This window comes from Streptomyces sp. NPDC005281, assembly GCF_040607495.1.
Lineage (GTDB): Bacteria > Actinomycetota > Actinomycetes > Streptomycetales > Streptomycetaceae > Streptomyces.
The window spans coordinates 580,009-601,154 of record NZ_JBEXGX010000001.1 but is presented as its reverse complement, the minus strand read 5'-3'; the positions used below and the strand labels follow the sequence as shown (position 1 = coordinate 601,154).

Below are 21,146 nucleotides of genomic sequence, written 5' to 3'. Positions count from 1 at the left end.
GAGCCGGATCGAGTGGCGGCTCCAGGCGGCGGTGCACCGGACGGTGCGGCCCGCCTCGGCGAGGCGGGCCGCACACTCGGGTCAGCTCAGGTTCGAGATGGTGGAACGAACCTTGGTGATGATCTCGGCGGGGATCGGCGCGTACTGGGCGGCGGTCAGCTGCTTCTGGCCGTCCTCGCTCGCGGTGTAGGTGAGGAAGGCCTTCGCCGCGGCCAGGGTGTCGGCCTTGTTGCCCTTCTCGCAGAGGATCTCGTAGGTGACCAGCGTGAGCGGGTAGGCGCCCTCGGCGGTCGGCTTGTAGTTCAGCTGGAGCGCCAGGTCGTTGCCGGTGCCGACGACCTTGGCCGAGGAGATGGCCTTGGTGGCGTTCTCGACGGTGGCGGCGGCCGGGGCGCTGGCGTCCGTCTTGAGGGCGGCGGCCTTGATGCTGCCGGTGGCGTAGGAGAGCTCGAAGTACGAGATCGCGCCGGGGGTCTGGTTCACCTGCTGGGCGAGACCGGCGGAACCCTGCGCGGACTGGCCACCCTTCGCCTGCCAGGCCTTGCCGCCGGAGTAGTTCCAGTCGGACGGGGCGACGGCCTTCAGGTACTTGGTGAAGTTGTCCGTGGTGCCGGACTCGTCCGAGCGGTGGAACGCCTGGATCTTGGTGGAGGGCAGCTTCGCGGTGGGGTTCAGCTTCTTGATGGCCGCGTCGTCCCACTTCGTGATCTTGCCATCGAAGATCTTGGCGAGCGTGGAGGCGTCGAGGACGAGGTTGTCGACACCGTCGACGTTGTAGCCGATCGCGATGGGGCCGCCGACCATGGGCAGGTCGACCGCGGCGTTGCCGCCGCAGACCTTCTTCGCGGCCGTGGCCTCTTCGGGCTTGAGCGGCGAGTCAGAACCGGCGAACGCGGTCTGGCCCTGGGTGAACGCGGTGACGCCGGCGCCCGAACCGGTCGGGTTGTAGTTGATCTGGACGTCCTTGCAGGCGGCCGTGAAGGCCTTCGTCCAGGCGTCGATCGCGTTCTTCTGCGCGGAGGAGCCGGAGGCCTGCAGCTGACCCTTGGCGTTGTCGCACTTGATCGCGCTGTTGTTGCTGGCCGAGGCCGAGCTGCCGCTACCGGTGTTCTTGCCGGTGTCGTCAGAGCCGCACGCCGTGAGGGCCAGGGCGCCGGAGACGGCGAGAGCACCGAGGGTGAGGGCCCGCCGGTTCATGCGCTGAAGCTTCACTTCGGGAGTTCCTTCCAGGAGCCGCCGTCAGGTGGCGGCGTGCGATGTCTGTGTACTGCGGTCCGTAGCGATGTGAAGGGTTCGCCCTGAGGCGTCCTTCGCACCGCGTAAGGCCGAAATTAAGCAGATCAGGTGAAGGCACCGAAGGCCGAAGGTAAACGGAGGGTGAACCCCTGACGGCGGTGCGGTGAGGTCACGGAACGCTCACGTCGAGGACACGGGTATGTCCCGGCCGAGGGGTCCGGAAGGGAAACTCCAGGTAATCGAACGGGTGCGTATCCGATGGGCGGTGCCCACGTTCCCGTCATAGCTCATTCGCCCCGATTTCCTCATGAGCAACAGCGAAGGGTGCGCTCACTACGGTGAGTGTCCGTTCGCGGCCCCCCAGGGGTCCGTTTCCGCGCATGGCGAGGCGCCGCGCCGGATGCCGGGGGGCGGCGCCCTCCTATCCAGGGGAACACGTCAGGCCAGTCGCAGCGCGTCCAGCAGCGCGTCGACCAGATCGCGGTCGCGGGGCTGGGTGAGGCGGTGGCGCGCGGCGGTCGGGGAGAGCCAGAGCACGCGGTCGACCTCGTCGTTCGGGGCGAAGCGGCCGTCGGACGCCTGGGCGGCCCAGTAACGGACCTCCTTGGGGCGCCCGCCGACGGCGTAGTGGAGCGTGGGAAGGACGGCACCGGGGACGGCGTCGTAACCCGTCTCCTCCCCGACCTCGCGCAGCGCGCCGGACAGGAATCCCTCGCCGCGTTTCAGCTTGCCCTTGGGGTGCGACCAGTCGTCGTACTTGGGCCGGTGGACGAGGCAGATCTCCAGCGCGGAGTCGACCGGCGAGCGGCGCCACAGGACGCAGCCCGCCGCTTGGATGGTGTCGTCGGCCATGGGGCCTCCCTCAGAGGGTGCGTACGGCTTCCTTCTGCCAGGCCTGCTGGAAGGCGAACCTGGACGCCTCCACCTCGTGCCGCTGGTCGGCGTGCAGCACACCGAGCGCGTACGCCGTCGCCGGCGCGATGCGCGGGGTGCGTGCCGCCGACGCGGCGGCGGATGCGGCCTCCGCCGCGTCCCGGTGCCGGTTGAGCGCCTTGCCCGCGCCGAGCAGGCGTACGTCGACGGGGCACTCTCCCCGGTGCAGCACCTCATGGGCGTAGCGGTGCAGCCGCAGCAGCAGCCGGACCTGGTGCCAGGGCGCGTCCTGCGGCTGGGGAGCGGTGTCGGCGGACAGGCCGTGCACGAGGGCTTCCGCGTTGTAGGGGCGGCCCGCGATCACCAGCGGCAGGGCGGTGACGGCGTCGGCGAGCCGGTCCTGGGCCGCGGCGGCCAGTGGACGCAGATCGGTGGTGTCCGCGGCCGGGGCCAGCGGAACCTCGCTGGCGAGTACGGCGACGCTGTCGGCGACGGCGTGGAAACGGGAGGAGCCGAGCGCCTGGAGGGCCGCCGAGTGGGCGCGGGTGCGCGCGAGCGTCAGCTGGCGGTCGAGGAGCGCGCCCGCCTTCGCGGCGCCGACGGTCAGACCGCCCGCCTTGGGGGCGGTGGCCTGGGCCCGTCCGGCCTGGCTAGGCAGGGCGGCCGGGCCGGACAGCCGGTTCAGCGCGCCGATCAGCCGTTCCAGGCGCGCGGCGTAGGCGTGTTCGCGCGCCAGGGTGCCCGAGAGCCAGGCCAGTTCGGGGCGCATCCCCTCCGACCAGTCCGGGTCGAGGAGCGGCCGGAAGGTGTGCAGGCTGCCGCTGATACGGCGGGCGGAGTGGCGCAGGGAACGCGCCGCGTCGCCGGACTCCCCGCCTCCGTTCGCCACGCCGCCGGTCTCCCGGTGTTGGCGCAGCGAGCGGAGGAACTCCGTGGCCTGGGCCCGCAGATAGCCCGCGAGGGCGTCACCGATCGGGGTGTCTCCCTCGCCGAGGGAGGCCGTCGCGGCCATGGAGCCGGTGGGGGGATCAAGGTGCTGCTGTGCCACGCCGGCGCCTCCGGGCGTCTATGAGCATCTCCTGGACGTTCCGCAGGGGCTGTCCCTCCGCGTCGGTCGCGTGGCGGATCCACTCGCCGTCGGGACCGAGGTGCCAGGAGGCCGTGGTGTCGGACATGCCGGTCTCCAGCAGCCGGTTGAGGGCTGCGCGGTGAGCCGGGTCGGTGACCCTGACCAGGGCCTCGATCCGCCGGTCGAGGTTGCGGTGCATCATGTCGGCGCTGCCGATCCACACCTCGGGCTCGCCTCCGTTGCCGAAGGTGAAGACCCGGGAGTGCTCCAGGAAGCGGCCGAGGATGGAACGGACCCTTATGTTCTCGGACAGGTCCGTGACGCCGGGGCGGACGGCGCATATACCGCGCACCCATATGTCGACGGGCACGCCGGCCTGGGAAGCGCGGTACAGCGAGTCGATGAGTGCCTCGTCGACCATCGAGTTGACCTTGATGCGGACGAAGGCGGGACGCCCGGCCTTGTGGTGCTGCACTTCCTTGTTGATCCGCGCGATCAGGCCGTCGCGCAGCGACTTGGGCGCGACGAGCAGACGGCGGTAGGTCTCGCGGCGCGAGTAGCCCGAGAGCCGGTTGAAGAGGTCGGAGAGGTCCGCGCCGACCTGGGGGTCGGCGGTGAGCAGTCCGAGGTCCTCGTACAGCCGGGCGGTCTTCGGGTGGTAGTTGCCGGTGCCGACGTGGGAGTAGCGGCGCAGGGTCTCGCTCTCCTGCCGGACGACGAGCGACAGCTTGCAGTGGGTCTTCAGGCCGACGAGGCCGTACACGACGTGGCAGCCGGCCTCTTCGAGCTTGCGGGCCCACTTGATGTTCGCCTGCTCGTCGAAGCGGGCCTTGATCTCGACCAGGACGAGGACCTGCTTGCCGGACTCGGCCGCGTCTATCAGCGCGTCCACGATCGGCGAGTCGCCCGAGGTGCGGTAGAGCGTCTGCTTGATGGCGAGGACGTCCGGGTCGGCCGCGGCCTGCTCCAGGAAGGCCTGCACCGAGGTGGAGAACGAGTCGTACGGGTGGTGCAGCAGGACGTCACGCTCACGCAGGGCGGCGAAGATGTCCGGCGGGGACGCCGACTCGACCTCCGCGAGATCGCGGTGGGTGCCGGCGATGAACTTGGGGTACTTCAGCTCGGGCCGGTCCAGCGAGCCGATGCCGAAGAGGCCGGTGAGGTCCAGGGGACCCGGCAGCGGGTACACCTCGGCCTCGGAGATCTTCAGCTCGCGTACGAGGAGGTCGAGGACGTAGCGGTCGATGGACTCCTCGACCTCCAGGCGCACCGGCGGGCCGAAGCGGCGCCGCATGAGCTCCTTCTCCAGGGCCTGGAGAAGGTTCTCGGCGTCGTCCTCCTCGACCTCCAGGTCCTCGTTCCGGGTGAGCCGGAAGGTGTGGTGCTCCAACACCTCCATGCCGGGGAAGAGCTCCTCCAGGTGGGCCGCTATCACGTCCTCGATGGGGACGTAGCGGCTCGGGGAGGCCTCCAGGAAGCGGGAGAGCAGCGGCGGGACCTTGACGCGCGCGAAGTGGCGGTGGCCGCTGACCGGGTTGCGCACGATGACGGCCAGGTTCAGGGACAGGCCGGAGATGTACGGGAAGGGGTGCGCGGGGTCGACCGCCAGCGGGGTCAGGACCGGGAAGATCTGGTGCCGGAAGAGAGTGAACAGGCGGGCCTGCTCCTTCTCGGTCAGCTCGCTCCAGCGGACGAGGTGGACGCCCTCCTCCGCGAGTGCGGGGGCGACGTCCTCCTGGTAGCAGGCCGCGTGCCGGGCCATGAGCTCCCGGGAGCGGGCCCAGATCATCTCCAGGACCTCGCGGGGCTGGAGGCCGGAGGCGGACTTGGTGGCGACGCCGGTGGCGATGCGGCGCTTGAGGCCGGCCACCCGGACCATGAAGAACTCGTCCAGGTTGCTGGCGAAGATCGCCAGGAAGTTGGCGCGCTCGAGAAGGGGCGTGTTCGGGTCCTCCGCGAGCTCCAGAACGCGCTCGTTGAACGCCAGCCAGCTGCGCTCGCGGTCCAGGAACCGCCCCTGCGGCAGCATGATCCCGTCCTGCACCGTGTCCTCGTACTCGTCGAGGTCGGCGTCGAGGTCGGGCTCCAGGTCGGACACGTTCGCCGCGACCGTGTGCGGACGGTGGGCGGCGATGGAGCCGACGGAGGGCTGCGGGTGCTGCACGGGTGCCTGGGCGCTTCGCTGGTTCATGGACCCATTCTTCCGTGCCGGAGGCGAGACCGGCGCGTCGGAGAGTGCGGGCGCCAGAGCGCCGATACGGAGGATCCCGTTCCGTTTGGCTGGCGTACGCTGACTCCGCGGGGACGGTGCGGACTCGTTCTCCGGCGGGGGAGAAGGCTCGGGCACGGCGGGCTGCATTGCTCGAGCGTCGCAAGGTCACCTGAATCGATGGTTACGGCGACATGACGTGCGGGATATCTGGGGGAGGCTCCCGGACGTCTGCACGCCCGGGAACCGTGTAAACACCCACCCCGCGTCGCGAACGCGCCCGCCGGTGATACCGCGGGTTACGAATGGCGGCGGCGCAGCAGCGCGAAGGCCGCGACGACCGCGAGCCCCGCGACGGCGAGGAGCAGGCCGCTCTCCACGAGCTGGAGGGGCCAGAAGTGGGACTCCGGCTGATAGGTGGCCCAGAGACCGGACCGTCCGTCGGCGCTCGGCTCCGCCCCGCGTTCGAGCACCAGGGCGCCGTGCGGGAAATGCAGGGCAGCCTGCCCGGAGACGGTTTCCGTGGGCCACAGGCTCATCCGGATCCCGTCCAGCACGCTGTGCAGGACGTACACCGCGGCGAGGGCGGCCGTGGCCGCGGGCAGGGCCTTGCGCAGGACCAGGCCCGCGAGCGCGCCGAGGGCGAGACCGGCCAGGGCGTACGCGACGGCCACCGGGCCGGAGGAGACGTAGACGTTCGAGTTGAACCAGCCGCCGACCAGTTTCCCGGTCCCGGCGTCGCGCGCCCACTCGCTGAGCGGAACCGCCAGGGAGGTGCCCGCCGTGAGCAGGACCGCCGGGACCGCGAGCTTGACGGCCAGCCAGCGCGCCGGGGTGACGGACTGGGTCCACGCCAAATGCGCGGTGCCGCTCTCCAGCTCGCGGCCGATCAGCGCGGCACCCGCCCAGACGGCGACCGGGTACATCAGATACGTGAGGGCGATGGCGGCCTGGTCGAGACCGTAGGTGTAGATCTTGTCCGCCGTGGTCTCCCGGATGATTCCGCAGTCCCCCGCAAAGGAGTCCGAGGCGTCGCAGTCGCCGACGGCCGCGCGGGCGTCGGGGCCGATGACATGCATCCAGATCAGGGCCGCCACGGCGACGAGCAGGGCGGCACCCCAGGCGTACAGGGCCGTGCGGTGCAGGCGCAGCACGGCCCAGGTCAGGCCGGACGGGCGGTACGGAGCCGGGCCGGACGGGCGCCGCTGGGCCGGGCCGGACGGGCGGTGAGAGGTCAGGGTGCTCATGAGGTCGACGTCCTCCTCAGGACGCCGAAGGCGACGGCGACCAGGATCGCGGTGGCGGCCAGCAGCACGCCGGTCTCCAGGAGCTGGCGGGGCCAGTAGTCCGGGGAGGGGAGGTACTCCCGGGTGAAGCCGACGATGTCGTGCCGGGCGAGGCACGCCTTGTTCTCGTAGCAGCCGGGGTCGGGGATCTTCGCGCCCGTCGAAGTGATGGCACGGCTTCGGACGGACAGCTCGGGCTGCTGGTAACTGCCTTGGAAAGGCCAGGAGTTCGCGCGGAACGTGATGACCGCGTACTGAGCGAGACCGGCGACCGTGAGCGCGGGCAGGGCGCGGCGCAGCACGAGACCGGCGAGGGCGCCGACGGCCAGGCCGAGAAGCGGCGCGGCGACCGTCGCCGGGCCGATCGAGAAGTACACGGCGCGCGGTCCGATGCCAGCCAGCAGGAGGTTGCCGTGGGCCGACCACAGCATCCGGTACAGCACGGTCAGCAGGCCGGTGCCGACGGTGATGAACAGCGCGGGCACGGCCAGTTTGGCGGCGAGCCAGCGGGCCGGGGTGACGGACTGGGTCCAGGCGAGCCGCGCGGTGCCGTTCTCCAGTTCGCGGGCGGTCAGCGAGCCGCCCGCGAAGACGGCGACGGCGAAGGAGGCGACGCTCAGCAGGGCGGCCGGGTCGTAGAAGAGGTCGTTGTAGGTGCCCGAGAGCGGGGCGATCAGGGCCCCGGAGGACCAGGCGTCCCCCTGCACGCCCGCGTAGCCGAGGGTGTCCAGAAGGTGCTGGGTGTGCGTGGCACCGGGGCCGTACAGCCACAGCAGCAGTGCGGCGGTGAGGACGACGAAGCCGGTCCAGACCCACAGTGCGGTGCGGTGCAGCCTCAGGACCGTCCAGACCAGACCGCGGGGCGCGGGCAGGGCGCGGGAGGCGGGAGCCGTCGCGGCGGTGGCGCTCATCGGGTCACCGCCGCGGGGGCCGCGGTCGTGCCGGGGGTGAGCAGCGCGGGGGCTTTCGGGGACCGCAGATGGGCGAGGACCAGTTCCTCCACGGAGGGGCGTTCGGTCTCCCAGCGGTCGTCCACCGGTCCGTCGCTGCGTATCAGGGCGGTGAGACCGCGACCGGCGGCCCGGGACTCGACGACGAGGTGCGGGGCGAGGTCGGCGGGGGTGCCGCGGCCGGTCACCACGGTGTGCGCGAGCAGCAGGTCGTCCAGACCGCCGCCGAGCCGGATGCGTCCGCCGCCCAGGAGCAGCAGGTGATCGCAGGCGTCGGCGAGTTCGGTGACGATGTGCGAGGACATCAGCACCGTGGTCCCGCGTTCGGCGGCGTCCGCCATGAGGGTGCCCAGCAGTTCGTGGCGGGCCAGCGGGTCCAGATCGGCCATCGGTTCGTCCAGCAGCATCAGGTCGGGCCTCTTGCCCAGCGCGAGGGCGAGCGCCACGCGGGTCCGCTGGCCGCCTGACAGCCTCCTGACCTTGGTCCCGGGGTCGAGCGAGCCCTGCTCCACGATCGCGGCGGCATGCGCGGCGTCCCAGCGGGCCGGGTTGAGTTCGGCGCCCAGGCGCAGTGTCTCGGCGATCGTGAGCTGGGGGTGCAGGGGCTTGTCCTGGGCCAGGTAGGCGATGCTCTCGCGGGCTTCGGCCGGGCCGGCGCCGAGCACGGTCAGCGTGCCGGCCACGGGTCGCAGCAGCCCGGCCGCGGTCGCCAGCAGCGTCGACTTGCCCGCGCCGTTGGGGCCGACGAGGGCGCTGACCCGCCCGGCCGGGAGGCGGAAGGAGCAGTCGTCCAGGGCCGCGGCGGAGCGCCGGCCGCGGCGCACGGTGAGACCGCGCGCCTCTATGGCGACGGTGGATCGGGTGGTGCTGGTGGAACTCACTGGTCCCCCTTCGGGAAGTGTGTGTCCAGTACGGAGGCGAACAGCGCCGCCACGTCCTCGTGGTCGAGGCCCGCGGCGCGGGCGCTGCGGGCCCAGGCGTCGAGCTCTTCGCGCAGGGGCGAGTCCGCCGGGGCGGCGCCGAGGGTTCGGCGGACGAAGGTGCCGAGACCGCGCCTGGCCTCGACGAGTCCCTCGCGCTCGAGTTCGCGGTACGCCTTCAGGACGGTGTTCGGATTGATCGCGGTGGCCTCCACGACCTCGCGGGCCGTGGGGAGCTTGTCGCCCGGTTCGAGGAGACCGAGCCGGAGCGCCTGCTTCGTCTGCTGGACGATCTGCACGTAGGTGGCGACGCCACTGCGCCGGTCGATGCGGTACGCGACCACTCGGACAACCACCCTTTCACTAATTGAGTAGTGAAAGGGTGGTGCAAGATGGTGGCCGCGGTCAAGTCGCGGACGGACGGGAGGCGTTGCTCCGACGCCGGCCGGGAGCCGGTCCGGCGTCGCCGCGGTGGTCGGTCCGGCGTCGCCGGGGTGGCCCGTCCGGTGGTGAAACCACTGGTCAAGGCGATAGTGGACCCGCTGGTCGGTGCGGTCATGGACCGGGTGGCGGAGCAGGCGGTCCGGCGGGCGGGCGAGGCGTTCGGAAATTTCCGGCGGATGTGTGAACCGATCGGCGGGGCTCGTCCGATGAGGGGATGTGAGGGAAACGAGAAGCGACGGAGAGCTGCTGCGGGCCATCGCGGCGGACGGGGACCGTCGCGCCTTCGAAGAGCTGTACCGGCGGTACGCGCCATGGCTGACCGCGCGTCTGCGCGGCCGGTGCGCCGACGCCGGGATCGTCGACGACGTCGTCCAGGAGACCTTCCTCGCCGTCTGGCGCGGCACCGCCCGCTACCGCCAGGAGGGTGACCCGGCCGGCTGGCTGTGGCGCGTCGGCTCACGGCGCCTCGTCGACACGATGCGCGGCGACGGCGCGCGCGGCCGGCTCAGGAACGCGCTGGCCCGGCTCCGGCACCGCGACGAGGCCTCGGCGGAGGAGCGCGTGCTGGCAGGCGTCGAACACGGCGACCTGGCGGGCGCGCTGACCAGACTCTCGCCCGAACTCCGGGCGGTGCTCCAGGCCACGGTGATCGACGGACTCAGCACCAGGGAAGCGGCCGTCCTGCTGGGCATTCCACCGGGCACGGTCAAGACGCGGGCACTGCGTGCGCGCAGGCAGTTGCGGGAGGCGTTGGCATGAGCGACGACCGTCACGGAAGCGATGGCGACGAGATGAGCGGTGACAGCCGTACGACCTGGCATGTGCCGGAGGAGGATCTCCGTGCCTACACACAGGGCGAGTTGACGGCACCCCGGCTGTGGTCCGCCGACACCCACCTCGCCGCGTGCGCGCGGTGCCGGCGGACGCTGGCCGAGATCAGCGACCCGGTCGCCCTGGACGCCGGGTGGGAGCGGCTCGACGCCGAACTCGACGCCCCGCGGCCGGGCCCGGTGGAGTGGCTGCTCGTCCGGTTCGGCGTCGCCGACCACACGGCACGGCTGCTGGCCGCCTCCCCGGCCCTGCGCCGCTCCTGGCTGGGTGCGATCGGCGCCCTCCTGGCCATGACCGTGATCGCCGCCGACGCGGTGCGTGTCGGGGCCACGCCCACCCTCTTTCTCGCCCTCGCGCCGCTGCTCCCGCTCGCCGGGGTCGCGGTGTCCTACGGCCCCGGGATCGACCCGACCTACGAGATGGCGGTGGTCTCCCCCCTGCACGGCTTCCGGCTCCTGCTGATCCGCACGGTCGCGGTACTGACCGTGTGCCTGGGGTTCAGCGGCCTCGCCACCCTCGCCATGCCCTCCTACGGGCTGTACGCCCTGGCCTGGCTGCTGCCCGCCCTCGCCCTGACCGCGACCGGACTCGCGCTCACCTCCCGGCTCGGTCCCGTCCTCGCCCCCTCGCTGGTCGGCGGCGGCTGGGTCGCCGTGCTGGCCGTGGCCCGGGCGACCACGGAGCCCGACGCCACGCTCGCCCCGTTCACCGCGGCCGGACAAGGCGTCTCCGGCGCCGTCGCGGTACTGGCCGCCGTACTTCTGTATCTCGCGCGGGACCGGTTCGACGCGTCGCGCCTTCCGTTCACCGACTTCGACAGGAACACAGCATGATTCCCACCGTCTCCGCCTCCGGCCTGACGCTCCGCTTCGGCGGGACGCTCGCGCTCGACGACGTCCGCCTGCGGCTCGAAGAAGGGGTCACCGGACTCCTCGGGCCCAACGGCGCCGGAAAGACCACCCTGTTGCGGGTGCTCGCCACCGCCGTGCCCGCCGACCGGGGCTCCTTCACGGTCCTCGGTCACGACCCGGGCACCACCGCCGGACGTCTGGGGGCGCGGCGCGCCCTCGGCTACCTCCCGCAGACGCCCGGATTCCACCAGGACTTCTCGGCCTTCGAGTTCGTCGACTACGTGGCGATCCTCAAGGAGCTGACCGACCGCACCGCCCGGCACCGCGAGGTCCGCCGGGTGCTGGAAGCCGTAGGCCTGTCCGATGTGCGGGGCAAGCGCATCAAGCGGCTGTCCGGCGGCATGCGCCAGCGGGTCGCGCTGGCCGCCGCTCTCGTCGGCGACCCCGGCTTCCTCGTCCTGGACGAGCCGACCGTCGGCCTCGACCCCGAACAGCGCATGCGCTTCCGTGAACTGATCGCCCAGGCGGGAGAAGGACGCACGGTCCTGCTCTCCACCCACCAGACCGAGGACGTGGCGATGCTCTGCCACCGGGTGATCGTCATGGACGCCGGCCGCATCCGCTTCGAGGGCACCCCCGCGGAGCTGACCGAGCGCGCGGCCGGCCGGGTGTGGAGCAGCACGGAACGCGATCCGTCCGCCCGGGCCGGATGGCGTACGGGCTCGGGCGCCTTCCGCAATGTCGGCGATCCGCCCGAGGGCGCCGACCTTCTCGAACCGACTCTGGAGGACGGCTACTTGCTCACGCTCGACACCCAGGCCGCGGAGGTGGCGGCATGAGCGCCACCATCGGCACGATCACGCAGGCGGCTCCCACGGGGGTGGAGCCGCTTGAGCCGGACCGGGGTTCCCGGTCGGCCGCGATCCTGGCCCTCGCCCGGTTCGAAGCACGCGAACTGCTGCTTCAGATCCCGGTCCTGGTCTTCCTCGCCCTGTACGCGGGCTACGTCGGCTGGAGGCTGTTCGCCGGGGGTGACGGCATGGACGAGTTCCCGGTCCTCCAGGACGTCGACCGGTCCACCCAGTCGACACCGATGCTGCTGGCCATCGCCGTGTTCGTCTGCGTCAACCGCGCCGTGCTCCGTTCCCGCCGGCAGTCCACCGACCGGCACTTCGACATCCTGCCCATGGAGCACTGGCGGCGCACGGTGGCGCACGCGCTGTCCGTCCTGCCCTTCGTCGCGATCACCGCGGTCGTCGTCGGCTTCCAGTACCTCTGGGCGGTGCTGAAGCCGGGCGCCGTCGGCCACGGCTCACCCGCCGAACTGGCCGTGGGCCCGCTGGTGGTCCTGCTCGCCGGGGTCCTGGGTGTCCTGCTCGCCCGGGTGATACCGGTCGGATTCGTCGCACCGCCCTTCGTGATCGGCGTGTTCGTCCTCACCACCCTGGTCTCCTCGCTCACCCAGGGGAAGCACTGGGTGAGCTGGCTCGGACCGGTCGTCCAGGACGAGGGTGCCGACCCGTTCCCCTCCGAACTGCTGGGCCGCCCGGCCGCCTGGCACGCGCTCTATCTGGCGGGCCTCGTAGCGCTGCTGCTCTGCGCCGCCGTACTGGTGAGCGGCGGCCGGACGAGGCTGGTCAAGGCGGGGACCGTTGTCGCGCTCGCCGCCACGGCCGTCGGCGTGGCCGGACAGTCCCCCGGCGAGCCGGCCTCGCTGATCACGGCCCGCACCAAGGCGTCCGTGAGCCCGCAGAAGGAACAGACCTGCGTACGGCACGGACGGTCCATGTACTGCGCCTTCCCTGAGTGGACCGGCCGTACCGCCGACTGGGCCGAGGCCGTCGACCGCATCCAGTCCCGCTCGGGCGGATCCGCCGGGGGCGAGCGGCTGACCGTGCGCCAGTGGATCGACGCCCGCTACGGCCTTCAGAGCGATGCCGCGATCGCCCCCTCGACCACACCGGGAACGGTGACCGTGGGCACGCGCTGGGGCGGCAACCGCCTTCCCGAGTTCGCGGTCGGCGTCGCCTCGGTCCTGGTCGCGGGCAACGAGAAGGCGGCAGGCGAGATGTGCGACGCCCGCGTGGTGACCACCATGTGGCTCGCGCTGAGCACGCAGCCGGACCCGGTCAAGTCCCTTCGCGACGTCCGGCTCGACGACAGCACCGAGGGCTCCGCCATCGCCCTGGCCCCCACGAGCCCCGTCTCCATGTCCGCCCAGCAGACCACCGTGGTGCGCGAGCTGCTCCGGAAGCCGCACTACAGCGTCGCCGCGAAGGTGAAGGCGCACTGGACGGAGCTGACGTCCCCCAGGACATCCACGGCCCGGGTGGCCGAGCTGCTCGGCGTTCCGGCCGGCGGCAAGGGGACCGCGGCCGACTCGGGGAGTGGCTCGTGCGCGGAGTGACGAAGACGGCGGAAAGGACTTCCGCGGGCCACTCCGCCGAAGCCGCCGGACAGCCCCCTCCCGTGCACGTCGTGGCCCGCGCCCTGCTCCGCCCCGTCTGTCGCAGTCTGCCGCGATGGGCCCTGATCACGGGCGCCGTCCTCGGGCTGCTTCCGGCCGCCGCCTCCCGGATGGTCAGCGGTCCACCGGACCCGTGGCTGTGCCTGAACCTGCTGCGGTCCTCCGCCCTCGCCCTCGCACTGGGGCTGGCGTTCCTCCTCGACGATCCGGCCCGGCACACCACGGCCGCGGTGCCGGTGAGGCGCCCGGTGCGGACCGGGCTGCGGCTGGGGCTCGTCGTGCCGTTCACGGCGGTGTGCTGGACGGCCGCGTTGTTCCTCGTACCCGCCAAGGGCCGGCCCCCGGTGGGCGCGATCACCCTGGAGGCAGCCGCCGTCGTGGTCCTCGCGCTGGCCTCCGCACTCGTCGCCGTGCGGTACTCGGAGGCCGGCGAACCGGGGATCGCGATATCCGCCGGACTCGTGGGCGCGTTCTTCGCCGCCGCCCTGCTGCTCCCCGAACGCTGGGAGCTCTTCGTCGGACCGTCCGACCCGCACTGGGACGACGCGCACCGGCGCTGGGCCGGCGTCCTGGCCGTGGCGGCGCTGGCGGGAGCCTGCTCCCTGGCCGAACCCCTGCGGCGCCGCCGGACAACCGTCCTTACCCACCGCTGACTTCGGCCTTCGGGGCGGTTCTCGCGCAGTGAGGGCTCAGGACTCCGTCCGGTACATCAGGTCGGTCTCGTGGGTGACGAAGCCGAGACGCTCGTAGACGGTGACCGCCGCCTTGTTGTCGGCGTCGACGTAGAGCATCGCGGTGGGCAGGGTCTGCGCGGCGAGGTGGCGCAGGCCGATCGTGGTCAGTGCCTTGCCGAGTCCGCCGCCCTGGGCGCCGGGACGCACGCCGAGGACGTACACCTCGCCCAGCCCCTCCTCGGCGTGGACCTTGGTCCAGTGGAAGCCGACGAGCTCCTCGCCGCGGAAGGCGAGGAAGAAGCCGGCCGGGTCGAACCACGGCTCGCCGGTCCGGTCGTCGAGGTCGCGCTGGGTGAGGGAGCCCTGCTCGGGGTGGTGGGCGAAGGCGGCGGCGTTCACGGCGAGCCAGGCGGCGTCGTCCTGGCCCGGTACGAAGGTCCGGACGCTCACGCCCTCCGGCAGCTTCGGTTCGGCCAGGTCGAGGTTCTCCAACGGGCGCCGCATCTGGCGCAGTTCACGGAAGAGGGTGAGGCCGAGGACCTGTGCGAGATGCCGGGCGGCGGAGTGACCGCCGTGCGCCCACACCCGCAGCCGCTTCCCGGACTCGTTGAGCATGGCCGAGCCGAGCGCCCGTCCGTGCCCGTGCCCCCGGTGCGCCGGATGGATGACCAGTTCGGCGGCCGGGGCCTCGACCGGGTCGGTGTCCTCCAGCTGTGCGTAGCCGACCAGTTCGTCGCCGATGGTCAGCAGCAGGTGCCGGACGCCCTCACGGCTCCCGCCCTTCAGCTGAAGCCGCCCCTGCTCGGACACGGCCTGCTGTCCGTCCGCCCGAGCGGCTTCCGCGAGCAGCAGGAGCACGTCCTCGGCCTGGTCCGGGGAGAGCACGGAGTAGGCCCCGATGGAGCGGGAGAGGGCGAAGGGTGCCGCGTCGTCGCTGGTCATGCATACGAGGGTACGGCTCGGCGATGGGGGGACAAGGAGTTGGGCGGTACGGACACGGGTCGTGGCGGGGAGGGGCGGGCCGGGGAGGCCGGGGTGTGTCTCGGCGCGGGAGGCCGGAGCGCGCCCGCGGCGGACCGGGGCGGACCGGGGCGGGGGCCCGGCGGGGTCAGGACAGAAGCCGGGCGGGGTCAGGACAGGGGTCGGGCGGGGGTTCGACGGTGTGCTCGACGGGCCGCGGTGACGTGTCGTCGGTTCCCGGTGCGGTGATGGCAATGAGTCCGTAACCGCGAAACCCCTTTCGTGCTACGCGCGTTGATTCTAAAGTGCGTGCAAAGCCGCGGCCGTTCATCGGCTCGCTCACGGTTCGCGCGGCGCCCATGGCGCGCACCACCCGCTCGGCTTACGCACGGCACACGCACGGCACACCGTTTCGGCCTCTCACCGTTCTCCAGGGGGAACCATGCCGCCCACGATCCGGTCCAGACGCACTCATCGCCTCCTCGCGGCCGCCGCCGGTCTCGCCACCGTCGGGGCGCTGGCCGCCGCGATCCCGGCGAGCGCGCACCAGGGCAAGGGGACGCCGTCGCACCACCACGGCAGCGGCCGTTACCAGGACGTCCAGTTGCTGTCCTTCAACGACCTGCACGGCAATCTGGAGCCGCCGACCGGTTCCTCCGGCCGGGTCACGGAGCTTCAGGCTGACGGCACGACGAAGACCGTCGACGCGGGTGGTGTCGAGTACCTGGCCACGCATCTGCGCGACGCCCGCAAGGGCAACAAGTACTCGATCACGGCGGCGGCCGGTGACATGGTCGGCGCCTCTCCGCTGATCTCGGGCCTCTTCCACGACGAGCCGACGATCGAGGCGCTCAACGGCCTCGATCTCGACGTCACTTCGGTCGGCAACCACGAGTTCGACGAGGGTGCCAAGGAACTGGCCCGGCTCCAGAAGGGCGGCTGCCACCCGACGGACGGCTGTTACGGCGGCAAGAAGTTCACCGGCGCCGACTTCCCCTACCTCGCGGCGAACGTGACCGACGAGAAGACCGGGAAGCCGATCCTCAAGCCCTACTGGGTGTGGAAGAAGAACGGCGTCAAGATCGGCTTCATCGGCGTCACGCTGGAGGGCACGCCGAACATCGTGTCCGCCGAGGGCGTCAAGGGCCTGAAGTTCGGCGACGAGGTCGAGACGATCAACAAGTACGCCAAGGAGCTCCAGCACCAGGGCGTGAAGTCGATCGTCGCGCTGATCCACGAGGGCGGCGCCCCCGCGTCGACGGCGTACAACTACGACTGCGACAGCCCCGGCGCCGGTGACGGCATCTCCGGGCCGATCGTCGACATCGCGAAGAACGTCACCCCGGCCGTGGACGCGCTGATCACCGGGCACACCCACCAGGCGTACGCGTGCACCATCCCCGACCCGGCGGGCCGGCCGCGCATGGTCACCTCGGCCTCCTCCTTCGGCCGCCTCTACACGGACACGACGCTGACGTACGACCGCCGTACCGGCGACATCGCCCGTACAGCGGTGAAGTCCGCGAACCACGTGGTCACACGGGATGTCGCGAAGGCCGCCGACATGACGACGCTGATCACCAAATGGAAGGCGCTCTCCGCCCCGGTCGCCTCACGTCCCCTCGGCTACATCGCGGGCGACATCAACAACACCGGCACCGAGTCCCCGGCCGGTGACCTGATCGCCGACGCGCAGCTCGCCTACGCCAGGTCCGTCGACCCGGAGGCCGACCTCGCGGTCATGAACCCGGGCGGTATCCGCGCCGGACTCACCTACACGGCGAGCGGCGGTGAGGGCGACGGTGTCGTGACCTACGGGGAGGCGTACACGGTCCAGCCGTTCGCCAACACCGTCAACCTGGTCGACCTCACCGGCGCCCAGGTGATCACCGCGCTCCAGCAGCAGGTCAGCGGCGCCAACGAGGCCTCCCCGAAGATCCTCCAGATCTCCAGGGGCCTCACCTACACCCTCGACCTGACCAAGACCGGCGCGGCGCGTGTCGTCGCCGATTCGGTCAGGCTCAACGGCACCGCGATCGACCCGGCCGCGACCTACCGCGTCGCGATGAACTCCTTCCTCGCGGGCGGCGGCGACGGCTTCGCGGAGCTCGGCAAGGGCGCCAACGTCCGTGTCGGCGGTGACGACCTGGCGGCGCTGGGTGCCTATCTGACGGCCAACTCCTCGGCCACGACGCCGTACCCGGTCCCGGCGGCGGACCGGATCACGGTCGTCCAGTAGCTGCCCGGACCTTCGACCGGTCCCCCGGCCCCGTGGCCGATCGGTCCGTGGTTCGTCCGCCGGACCTACCCGGACCTACCCGGACCTACCGGGCCGCAGGCCGAGGACGAGCGAGCCCCCACCCGTGGCCGGGTGGGAGCTCGCTCGCGAAGGAGAGCCGGTCAGGGTGTGTCGGGCGGGGCGGTCGGAGCACCCGGAAGCCGCACGGCCGCGATCGTGCCGCCGCCCTCCGCGGGGTGCAGCGCCACCTCGCCGCCGCACTGCTGGACCGTTCGGGCCACGATGGACAGACCGAGGCCCGAGCCGGGCAGGGCCCGCGCGTCCGGGGAGCGCCAGAAGCGGTCGAAGACGTGCGGGAGTTCGTCGCCCGGGATGCCGGGGCCGTGGTCGCGCACGGTCAGCTCCCCGTTCTTCAGCAGGACGTCGATCGTGCCGCCCGCGGGGCTGAACTTCACCGCGTTGTCGAGGATGTTCACGATCGCCCGCTCCAGGGCGGAGGGCTCCGCCCGGACGAACCAGGGCTCCAGATCGGCCGTGATCGTCAGCTCCGGTCCGCGCAGCCGGACCCTGCGCAGGGCCGCTTCCACGGCGTCCTGGAGTGCCACGACCTCCACCCGGTCGGCCGGGTGTCCGGCGTCCGAACGCGACAGCGTCTGGAGGTCGCCGATCAGCGCGGCGAGCTCGGTCATCTGCGCCGTCACCGAGGCGAGCAGCGCCTTGCGGTCCGCCGGGGGGATCGGACGGCCGATCTCCTCGCTCCGGGTGAGGAGTTCGATGTTCGTGCGCAGGGAGGTGAGCGGTGTCCGCAGCTCGTGTCCGGCGTCGGCGATGAGCTGCTGCTGCACCTCGCGCGAGCTCGCGAGGGAGGCGGTCATCGAGTTGAAGGAACGGGAGAGCCGGGCGATCTCGTCGTCGCTCTCCTCGTCCACGGGGATGCGGATGGTCAGGTCCTCGGTGCGGGCGACGTGCTCCACGGCGTCCGTGAGCTTGTCGACCGGCCGAAGCCCGGCCCGCGCGACCCAGAGTCCGGCGGCCCCGGCGCCGACGACTCCGATGCCGCCGACGAGCAGGAGCACGAGGGCGAGGTCGTTGAGGGTCTTCTGGGTGTCCCGAAGCGATATGCCGATGGTCAGCGCCACGTCCGGATAGAGCTGGGCGCCGGGGCCGAATCCTCCTACCAGCAGGGGCGTGGTCCGGACCCGTACGTCGTTGCCGTCCGCGTCCGTGGTGTTGTGGAACGACTGCGTGCCCCGACCGGGGTTCGCGGCGATGTTCTTGTCCTGTGCCGTGGTCTTCACGACACCCGCGGAGCTGTCGAACACACAGGCGGTGCCGTTCGGTTTGACCAGCTGTACGTAGTAGTCCCTGGGGCGCATGATGTCGGTCGTGTCGTCCACGTGCTTCGGGCAGGTCGCCAGCAGCGCCGTGACCTCGGGCCCGTTCAGCCTGAAGGCCGCACCGCCGAGCTGAGTGTCGACCTGGTGGTACAGCTTGCCCTGGACGATGAACCAGCACGTCACCGAAACCGCCGCCACCGCGAACGCCACCGCCGCCGCCACCAGCAGGGCCAGCCGTGAACGCAGGGGCAGCGATCTGAATCTGCGCATCACTCCGCGCCGCCCGACCGCAGCACATACCCCACGCCCCGCACCGTGTGGACCAGGCGCGGTTCGCCGCCCGCCTCCGTCTTGCGGCGCAGGTACATGACGTAGACGTCGAGGGAGTTCGACGACGGCTCGAAGTCGAAGCCCCAGACGGCCTTCAGGATCTGTTCGCGGGTGAGGACCTGGCGCGGGTGGGCCAGGAACATCTCCAGCAGGGTGAACTCCGTGCGGGTGAGCTCCACCGGGCGCCCCGCACGGGTGACCTCGCGCGTCGACAGGTCCATGCGCAGGTCGCCGAAGGTCAGCGCGTCGTCCTCGACGACGGCTCCCGCCGAGGCCGCGTACGAGGTGCGGCGCAGCAACGCGCGGATGCGGGCGAAGAGTTCGTCGAGCTCGAAGGGCTTGACGAGGTAGTCGTCCGCCCCGGCGTCCAGCCCCGTGACCCGGTCGCCCACCGTGTCACGGGCCGTCAGCATCAGGATCGGCGTGGTGGTGCCCGCGCCGCGCATCCGGCGGGCCGCGGTGAGGCCGTCCATGCGGGGCATCTGGATGTCGAGGACGACCAGGTCGGGCTGGTAGGCCGTCGCCTTCTCCAGGGCGTCCGCGCCGTCGACCGCGACCTCCGTGTCGTACCCCTCGAAGGCGAGGCTGCGCTTGAGTGCGTCGCGCACGGCCGGCTCGTCGTCGACGATCAGGATGCGCTGGGTGTCACGGTCGCCTTCGGCGGAGCTCATGGGTGTCGGGTTCCTCGGGTGGGATGGGGCGTGATCGGGTGCTTTCAGCCTCGCACGTTCCTGGCTGTCCCGGAATGGATCAGCTTCGTACGGTAAGGCGGCGGCCGGAGGCGCGGTTCTGCTTGGGCCGGGAGACGGCGGGGGCCAGTTCCGGGGCCCGCCGCACGGGCGGGTGCAGCTCGCGGGCGACCTTCAGGGCGAGGCCGAGTCCGGCCGGGCCGCCGGCGCCTGCGGCGTGCGGGACGCGCTTGATCATCATGGCGACCTCCGTGGTCAGCTGTCGGAACCGCCGGCCCGCAGCGTGGCGAGGTCGGACTTGACGGTGTTGATCGGGATGGCGAAGCCGAGGCCGACGCTGCCCGCGCTCGACGAGGAGGACGAGGAGTCCGAAGCGGCGGAGTACATCGCGGAGTTGATGCCGACGATGTTGCCGTTCATGTCGATGAGCGCGCCGCCGGAGTTGCCCGGGTTGAGCGAGGCGTCGGTCTGGAGGGCCTTGTACGTCGTGGTGGAGGAGCCGGTGTCTCCGTTGAACTGCCGGCCGCCGAACTCGAACGGCCACTGGCCGCTGCCGCCGCCCTGCTGTTGCTGCTGGCCCTGGCTCTCGTCGGTGGAGACGGTCACGTCACGGTCGAGGGCCGAGACGATGCCGCTGGTGACGGTGCCGGTCAGGCCTTCGGGGGAGCCGATGGCGACGACCTGGTCACCGACCTGGATGCCGTCGGAGTCGCCGAGCGTGGCCGGCTTCAGACCGGACGGCGCGTTCTCCAGCTTGATCAGCGCGAGGTCCTTCTTGCTGTCGGTGCCGACGACCTTCGCGGTGTACGACTTGCCGTTGTTCAGCTGGACCTTGATCGCGGAGGCGCCCGAGACGACGTGGTTGTTGGTGACGATCTCGCCGCCGGTCGTGATGATCACGCCCGAGCCGGTGGACGAGCCCGCGCTCGAGGTCGCGCCGATCTCGACGATGCTCGGGCTGACCGCCTTGGCGACGCCGGAGACCGTGCCGCGCCGGCTGGTGGGCACCACGTTCGTGCTGGTGCTGCTGCTGGAGGCGGCGGTGTCGCTGCCGGTCAGCTCCTGGAAGGCGTAGGCGGTGCCCCCGCCGATCGCCGCGGCGACGATCGCCACGGCGGCGAGCAGCGCGAACGGACCCTTGGCTCGCCGCCTGGCGGTGGGGGCGCCCGTGCCGGGGGCCGGGGGTTCCGGATGGCCGGGGGCCACCGTGGCGAACGCCGCGGTGGAACCGGCGGGGTCGGGTTCGGGGTAGCCGGCGTACGGGCCGGGGCCGTGGCCGCCGTCCCCGCCGTTGCCTTGATGACCGGAGCCCGGCCACACGGTGGTGCCCGGCTCGACGTGCACCGGCCCGGCCGGGTCGTACGCCGGCGGCGGGGGCCACTCGGGGTTCACGGGGGAGGAGGGATGCGACTGCTGCTCGGGGTACGCGGACCCGTGGTGGTCGCCCTGGGGGTACTCGCCGCTGCGGCGGAAGCTCTCGGTCATGAAAAAAGACTGTCCCTCGATCATGAGAGCTCCCTGAGTGGCCCCTGAGAAGCCCGACAGAACCTCGTATGCCCGATATAAAGACGCTTCCTGCGAGTCGGCTGAGGACGCCCTGCGGGCAGCCTGCGAACCGCCTGTGCGTCCCCGCCGCCGTTCCGCCGGGCGGTCAGGCCGCGCTGTCGAAGCGCATCCGCATGCTCAGAAGGGCGGTCCGGCGTCCCCGCCGCCGCTCCGCCGGGCGGTCAGGCCGTGCTCCCGCAGCGCATCCGCATGCGCACCGGGTGTGCTCACGTCCG

General features: G+C 71.8%; 19 protein-coding genes. 6 read left to right on the top strand and 13 right to left on the bottom strand.

Going from position 1 to position 21,146, the window contains the following annotated elements; translation table 11 throughout:
* Positions 1 to 81: 81 nt before the first annotated feature.
* The 8 genes from pstS to ABZV42_RS02565 form a co-directional block, all read right to left on the bottom strand.
* A complete protein-coding gene (gene pstS, locus ABZV42_RS02600) occupies positions 82 to 1,212 on the bottom strand; it encodes a phosphate ABC transporter substrate-binding protein PstS (RefSeq protein WP_355983916.1) in 1,131 nt (376 codons plus the stop codon).
* Between the two features lie 462 nt (positions 1,213 to 1,674).
* Positions 1,675 to 2,088: an NUDIX hydrolase gene (locus tag ABZV42_RS02595; RefSeq protein ID WP_355983915.1), complete on the bottom strand. Its 414-nt coding sequence runs from the start codon at positions 2,086 to 2,088 to the stop codon at positions 1,675 to 1,677.
* Positions 2,089 to 2,098: 10 nt separating this feature from the next.
* Positions 2,099 to 3,121 carry a CHAD domain-containing protein gene (locus tag ABZV42_RS02590; RefSeq protein ID WP_356050710.1) on the bottom strand — a complete coding sequence of 341 codons (1,023 nt, stop codon included), beginning with the start codon at positions 3,119 to 3,121 and terminating at the stop codon, positions 2,099 to 2,101.
* A gap of 16 nt (positions 3,122 to 3,137) precedes the next feature.
* Positions 3,138 to 5,369, bottom strand: a complete 2,232-nt coding sequence (locus ABZV42_RS02585; protein ID WP_355983914.1) for an RNA degradosome polyphosphate kinase — start codon at positions 5,367 to 5,369, stop codon at positions 3,138 to 3,140.
* A 317-nt stretch (positions 5,370 to 5,686) separates the two neighbouring features.
* Complete coding sequence (locus tag ABZV42_RS02580) at positions 5,687 to 6,634, bottom strand: hypothetical protein (protein WP_356050686.1); 948 nt, start codon at positions 6,632 to 6,634, stop codon at positions 5,687 to 5,689.
* Positions 6,631 to 7,584: a hypothetical protein gene (locus ABZV42_RS02575; RefSeq protein ID WP_356050685.1), complete on the bottom strand. Its 954-nt coding sequence runs from the start codon at positions 7,582 to 7,584 to the stop codon at positions 6,631 to 6,633. Before ABZV42_RS02575 ends, ABZV42_RS02580 begins: the two co-directional genes overlap by 4 nt.
* The gene (locus ABZV42_RS02570) at positions 7,581 to 8,504 is read right to left on the bottom strand and encodes an ABC transporter ATP-binding protein (protein ID WP_356050684.1); all 924 of its coding nucleotides are present in this window, start codon (positions 8,502 to 8,504) and stop codon (positions 7,581 to 7,583) included. Before ABZV42_RS02570 ends, ABZV42_RS02575 begins: the two co-directional genes overlap by 4 nt.
* On the bottom strand, positions 8,501 to 8,899 hold the full coding sequence (locus tag ABZV42_RS02565) for a GntR family transcriptional regulator (protein WP_355983910.1): 399 nt from the start codon (positions 8,897 to 8,899) through the stop codon (positions 8,501 to 8,503). The genes ABZV42_RS02570 and ABZV42_RS02565 overlap by 4 nt, the downstream gene beginning before the upstream one ends.
* A 304-nt stretch (positions 8,900 to 9,203) precedes the next feature.
* Here ABZV42_RS02565 and ABZV42_RS02560 point away from each other — a divergent pair, with 304 nt between their 5' ends.
* From ABZV42_RS02560 to ABZV42_RS02540, 5 genes are read left to right on the top strand one after another with little or no spacing between them, the layout of a single operon-like run.
* Positions 9,204 to 9,746: an RNA polymerase sigma factor gene (locus ABZV42_RS02560; protein ID WP_355983909.1), complete on the top strand. Its 543-nt coding sequence runs from the start codon at positions 9,204 to 9,206 to the stop codon at positions 9,744 to 9,746.
* 32 nt (positions 9,747 to 9,778) lie between these two features.
* Positions 9,779 to 10,651 carry a zf-HC2 domain-containing protein gene (locus tag ABZV42_RS02555; protein WP_355983942.1) on the top strand — a complete coding sequence of 291 codons (873 nt, stop codon included), beginning with the start codon at positions 9,779 to 9,781 and terminating at the stop codon, positions 10,649 to 10,651.
* On the top strand, positions 10,648 to 11,508 hold the full coding sequence (locus ABZV42_RS02550) for an ABC transporter ATP-binding protein (RefSeq protein WP_355983908.1): 861 nt from the start codon (positions 10,648 to 10,650) through the stop codon (positions 11,506 to 11,508). The genes ABZV42_RS02555 and ABZV42_RS02550 overlap by 4 nt, the downstream gene beginning before the upstream one ends.
* Entirely contained in the window at positions 11,505 to 13,076 is a 1,572-nt protein-coding gene (locus ABZV42_RS02545) for an ABC transporter permease (RefSeq protein ID WP_356050683.1), read from the top strand. Before ABZV42_RS02550 ends, ABZV42_RS02545 begins: the two co-directional genes overlap by 4 nt.
* Positions 13,064 to 13,789, top strand: a complete 726-nt coding sequence (locus tag ABZV42_RS02540) for an ABC transporter (RefSeq protein ID WP_356050682.1) — start codon at positions 13,064 to 13,066, stop codon at positions 13,787 to 13,789. Before ABZV42_RS02545 ends, ABZV42_RS02540 begins: the two co-directional genes overlap by 13 nt.
* A 36-nt stretch (positions 13,790 to 13,825) precedes the next feature.
* Here the strand turns inward: ABZV42_RS02540 and mshD are convergent, their stop codons facing one another.
* A complete protein-coding gene (gene mshD, locus ABZV42_RS02535; RefSeq protein WP_355983905.1) occupies positions 13,826 to 14,752 on the bottom strand; it encodes a mycothiol synthase in 927 nt (308 codons plus the stop codon).
* 460 nt (positions 14,753 to 15,212) lie between these two features.
* Between mshD and ABZV42_RS02530 the strand changes: the two genes are divergently transcribed.
* Positions 15,213 to 17,009 (top strand): bifunctional metallophosphatase/5'-nucleotidase, encoded by a 1,797-nt coding sequence (locus tag ABZV42_RS02530; protein ID WP_355983904.1) that lies wholly within the window; start codon positions 15,213 to 15,215, stop codon positions 17,007 to 17,009.
* Between the two features lie 161 nt (positions 17,010 to 17,170).
* Here ABZV42_RS02530 and ABZV42_RS02525 read toward each other — a convergent pair whose 3' ends face one another.
* From ABZV42_RS02525 to ABZV42_RS02510, 4 genes are all read right to left on the bottom strand, one after another.
* On the bottom strand, positions 17,171 to 18,616 hold the full coding sequence (locus tag ABZV42_RS02525; protein ID WP_356050681.1) for a HAMP domain-containing sensor histidine kinase: 1,446 nt from the start codon (positions 18,614 to 18,616) through the stop codon (positions 17,171 to 17,173).
* A complete protein-coding gene (locus ABZV42_RS02520) occupies positions 18,616 to 19,347 on the bottom strand; it encodes a response regulator transcription factor (protein ID WP_355983902.1) in 732 nt (243 codons plus the stop codon). The genes ABZV42_RS02525 and ABZV42_RS02520 overlap by 1 nt, the downstream gene beginning before the upstream one ends.
* 79 nt (positions 19,348 to 19,426) lie before the next feature.
* A complete protein-coding gene (locus ABZV42_RS02515) occupies positions 19,427 to 19,606 on the bottom strand; it encodes a hypothetical protein (RefSeq protein WP_355983944.1) in 180 nt (59 codons plus the stop codon).
* A 14-nt stretch (positions 19,607 to 19,620) separates the two neighbouring features.
* A complete protein-coding gene (locus ABZV42_RS02510) occupies positions 19,621 to 20,850 on the bottom strand; it encodes a trypsin-like peptidase domain-containing protein (RefSeq protein WP_356050680.1) in 1,230 nt (409 codons plus the stop codon).
* Positions 20,851 to 21,146: the final 296 nt, after the last annotated feature.

Excerpts from the sequence above, each read along its gene's own strand:
- ABZV42_RS02595 (WP_355983915.1), bottom strand. The coding sequence starts at position 2,088 with ATGGCCGACGACACCATCCAAGCGGCGGGCTGCGTCCTGTGGCGCCGC.
- ABZV42_RS02590 (WP_356050710.1), bottom strand. The coding sequence starts at position 3,121 with ATGGCCGCGACGGCCTCCCTCGGCGAGGGAGACACCCCGATCGGTGAC.
- ABZV42_RS02585 (WP_355983914.1), bottom strand. The coding sequence starts at position 5,369 with ATGAACCAGCGAAGCGCCCAGGCACCCGTGCAGCACCCGCAGCCCTCC.
- ABZV42_RS02580 (WP_356050686.1), bottom strand. The coding sequence starts at position 6,634 with ATGAGCACCCTGACCTCTCACCGCCCGTCCGGCCCGGCCCAGCGGCGC.
- ABZV42_RS02575 (WP_356050685.1), bottom strand. The coding sequence starts at position 7,584 with ATGAGCGCCACCGCCGCGACGGCTCCCGCCTCCCGCGCCCTGCCCGCG.
- ABZV42_RS02555 (WP_355983942.1), top strand. The coding sequence starts at position 9,779 with ATGAGCGGTGACAGCCGTACGACCTGGCATGTGCCGGAGGAGGATCTC.
- ABZV42_RS02550 (WP_355983908.1), top strand. The coding sequence starts at position 10,648 with ATGATTCCCACCGTCTCCGCCTCCGGCCTGACGCTCCGCTTCGGCGGG.
- ABZV42_RS02545 (WP_356050683.1), top strand. The coding sequence starts at position 11,505 with ATGAGCGCCACCATCGGCACGATCACGCAGGCGGCTCCCACGGGGGTG.
- mshD (WP_355983905.1), bottom strand. The coding sequence starts at position 14,752 with ATGACCAGCGACGACGCGGCACCCTTCGCCCTCTCCCGCTCCATCGGG.
- ABZV42_RS02530 (WP_355983904.1), top strand. The coding sequence starts at position 15,213 with ATGCCGCCCACGATCCGGTCCAGACGCACTCATCGCCTCCTCGCGGCC.
- ABZV42_RS02525 (WP_356050681.1), bottom strand. The coding sequence starts at position 18,616 with ATGCGCAGATTCAGATCGCTGCCCCTGCGTTCACGGCTGGCCCTGCTG.
- ABZV42_RS02520 (WP_355983902.1), bottom strand. The coding sequence starts at position 19,347 with ATGAGCTCCGCCGAAGGCGACCGTGACACCCAGCGCATCCTGATCGTC.
- ABZV42_RS02515 (WP_355983944.1), bottom strand. The coding sequence starts at position 19,606 with ATGATGATCAAGCGCGTCCCGCACGCCGCAGGCGCCGGCGGCCCGGCC.
- ABZV42_RS02510 (WP_356050680.1), bottom strand. The coding sequence starts at position 20,850 with ATGACCGAGAGCTTCCGCCGCAGCGGCGAGTACCCCCAGGGCGACCAC.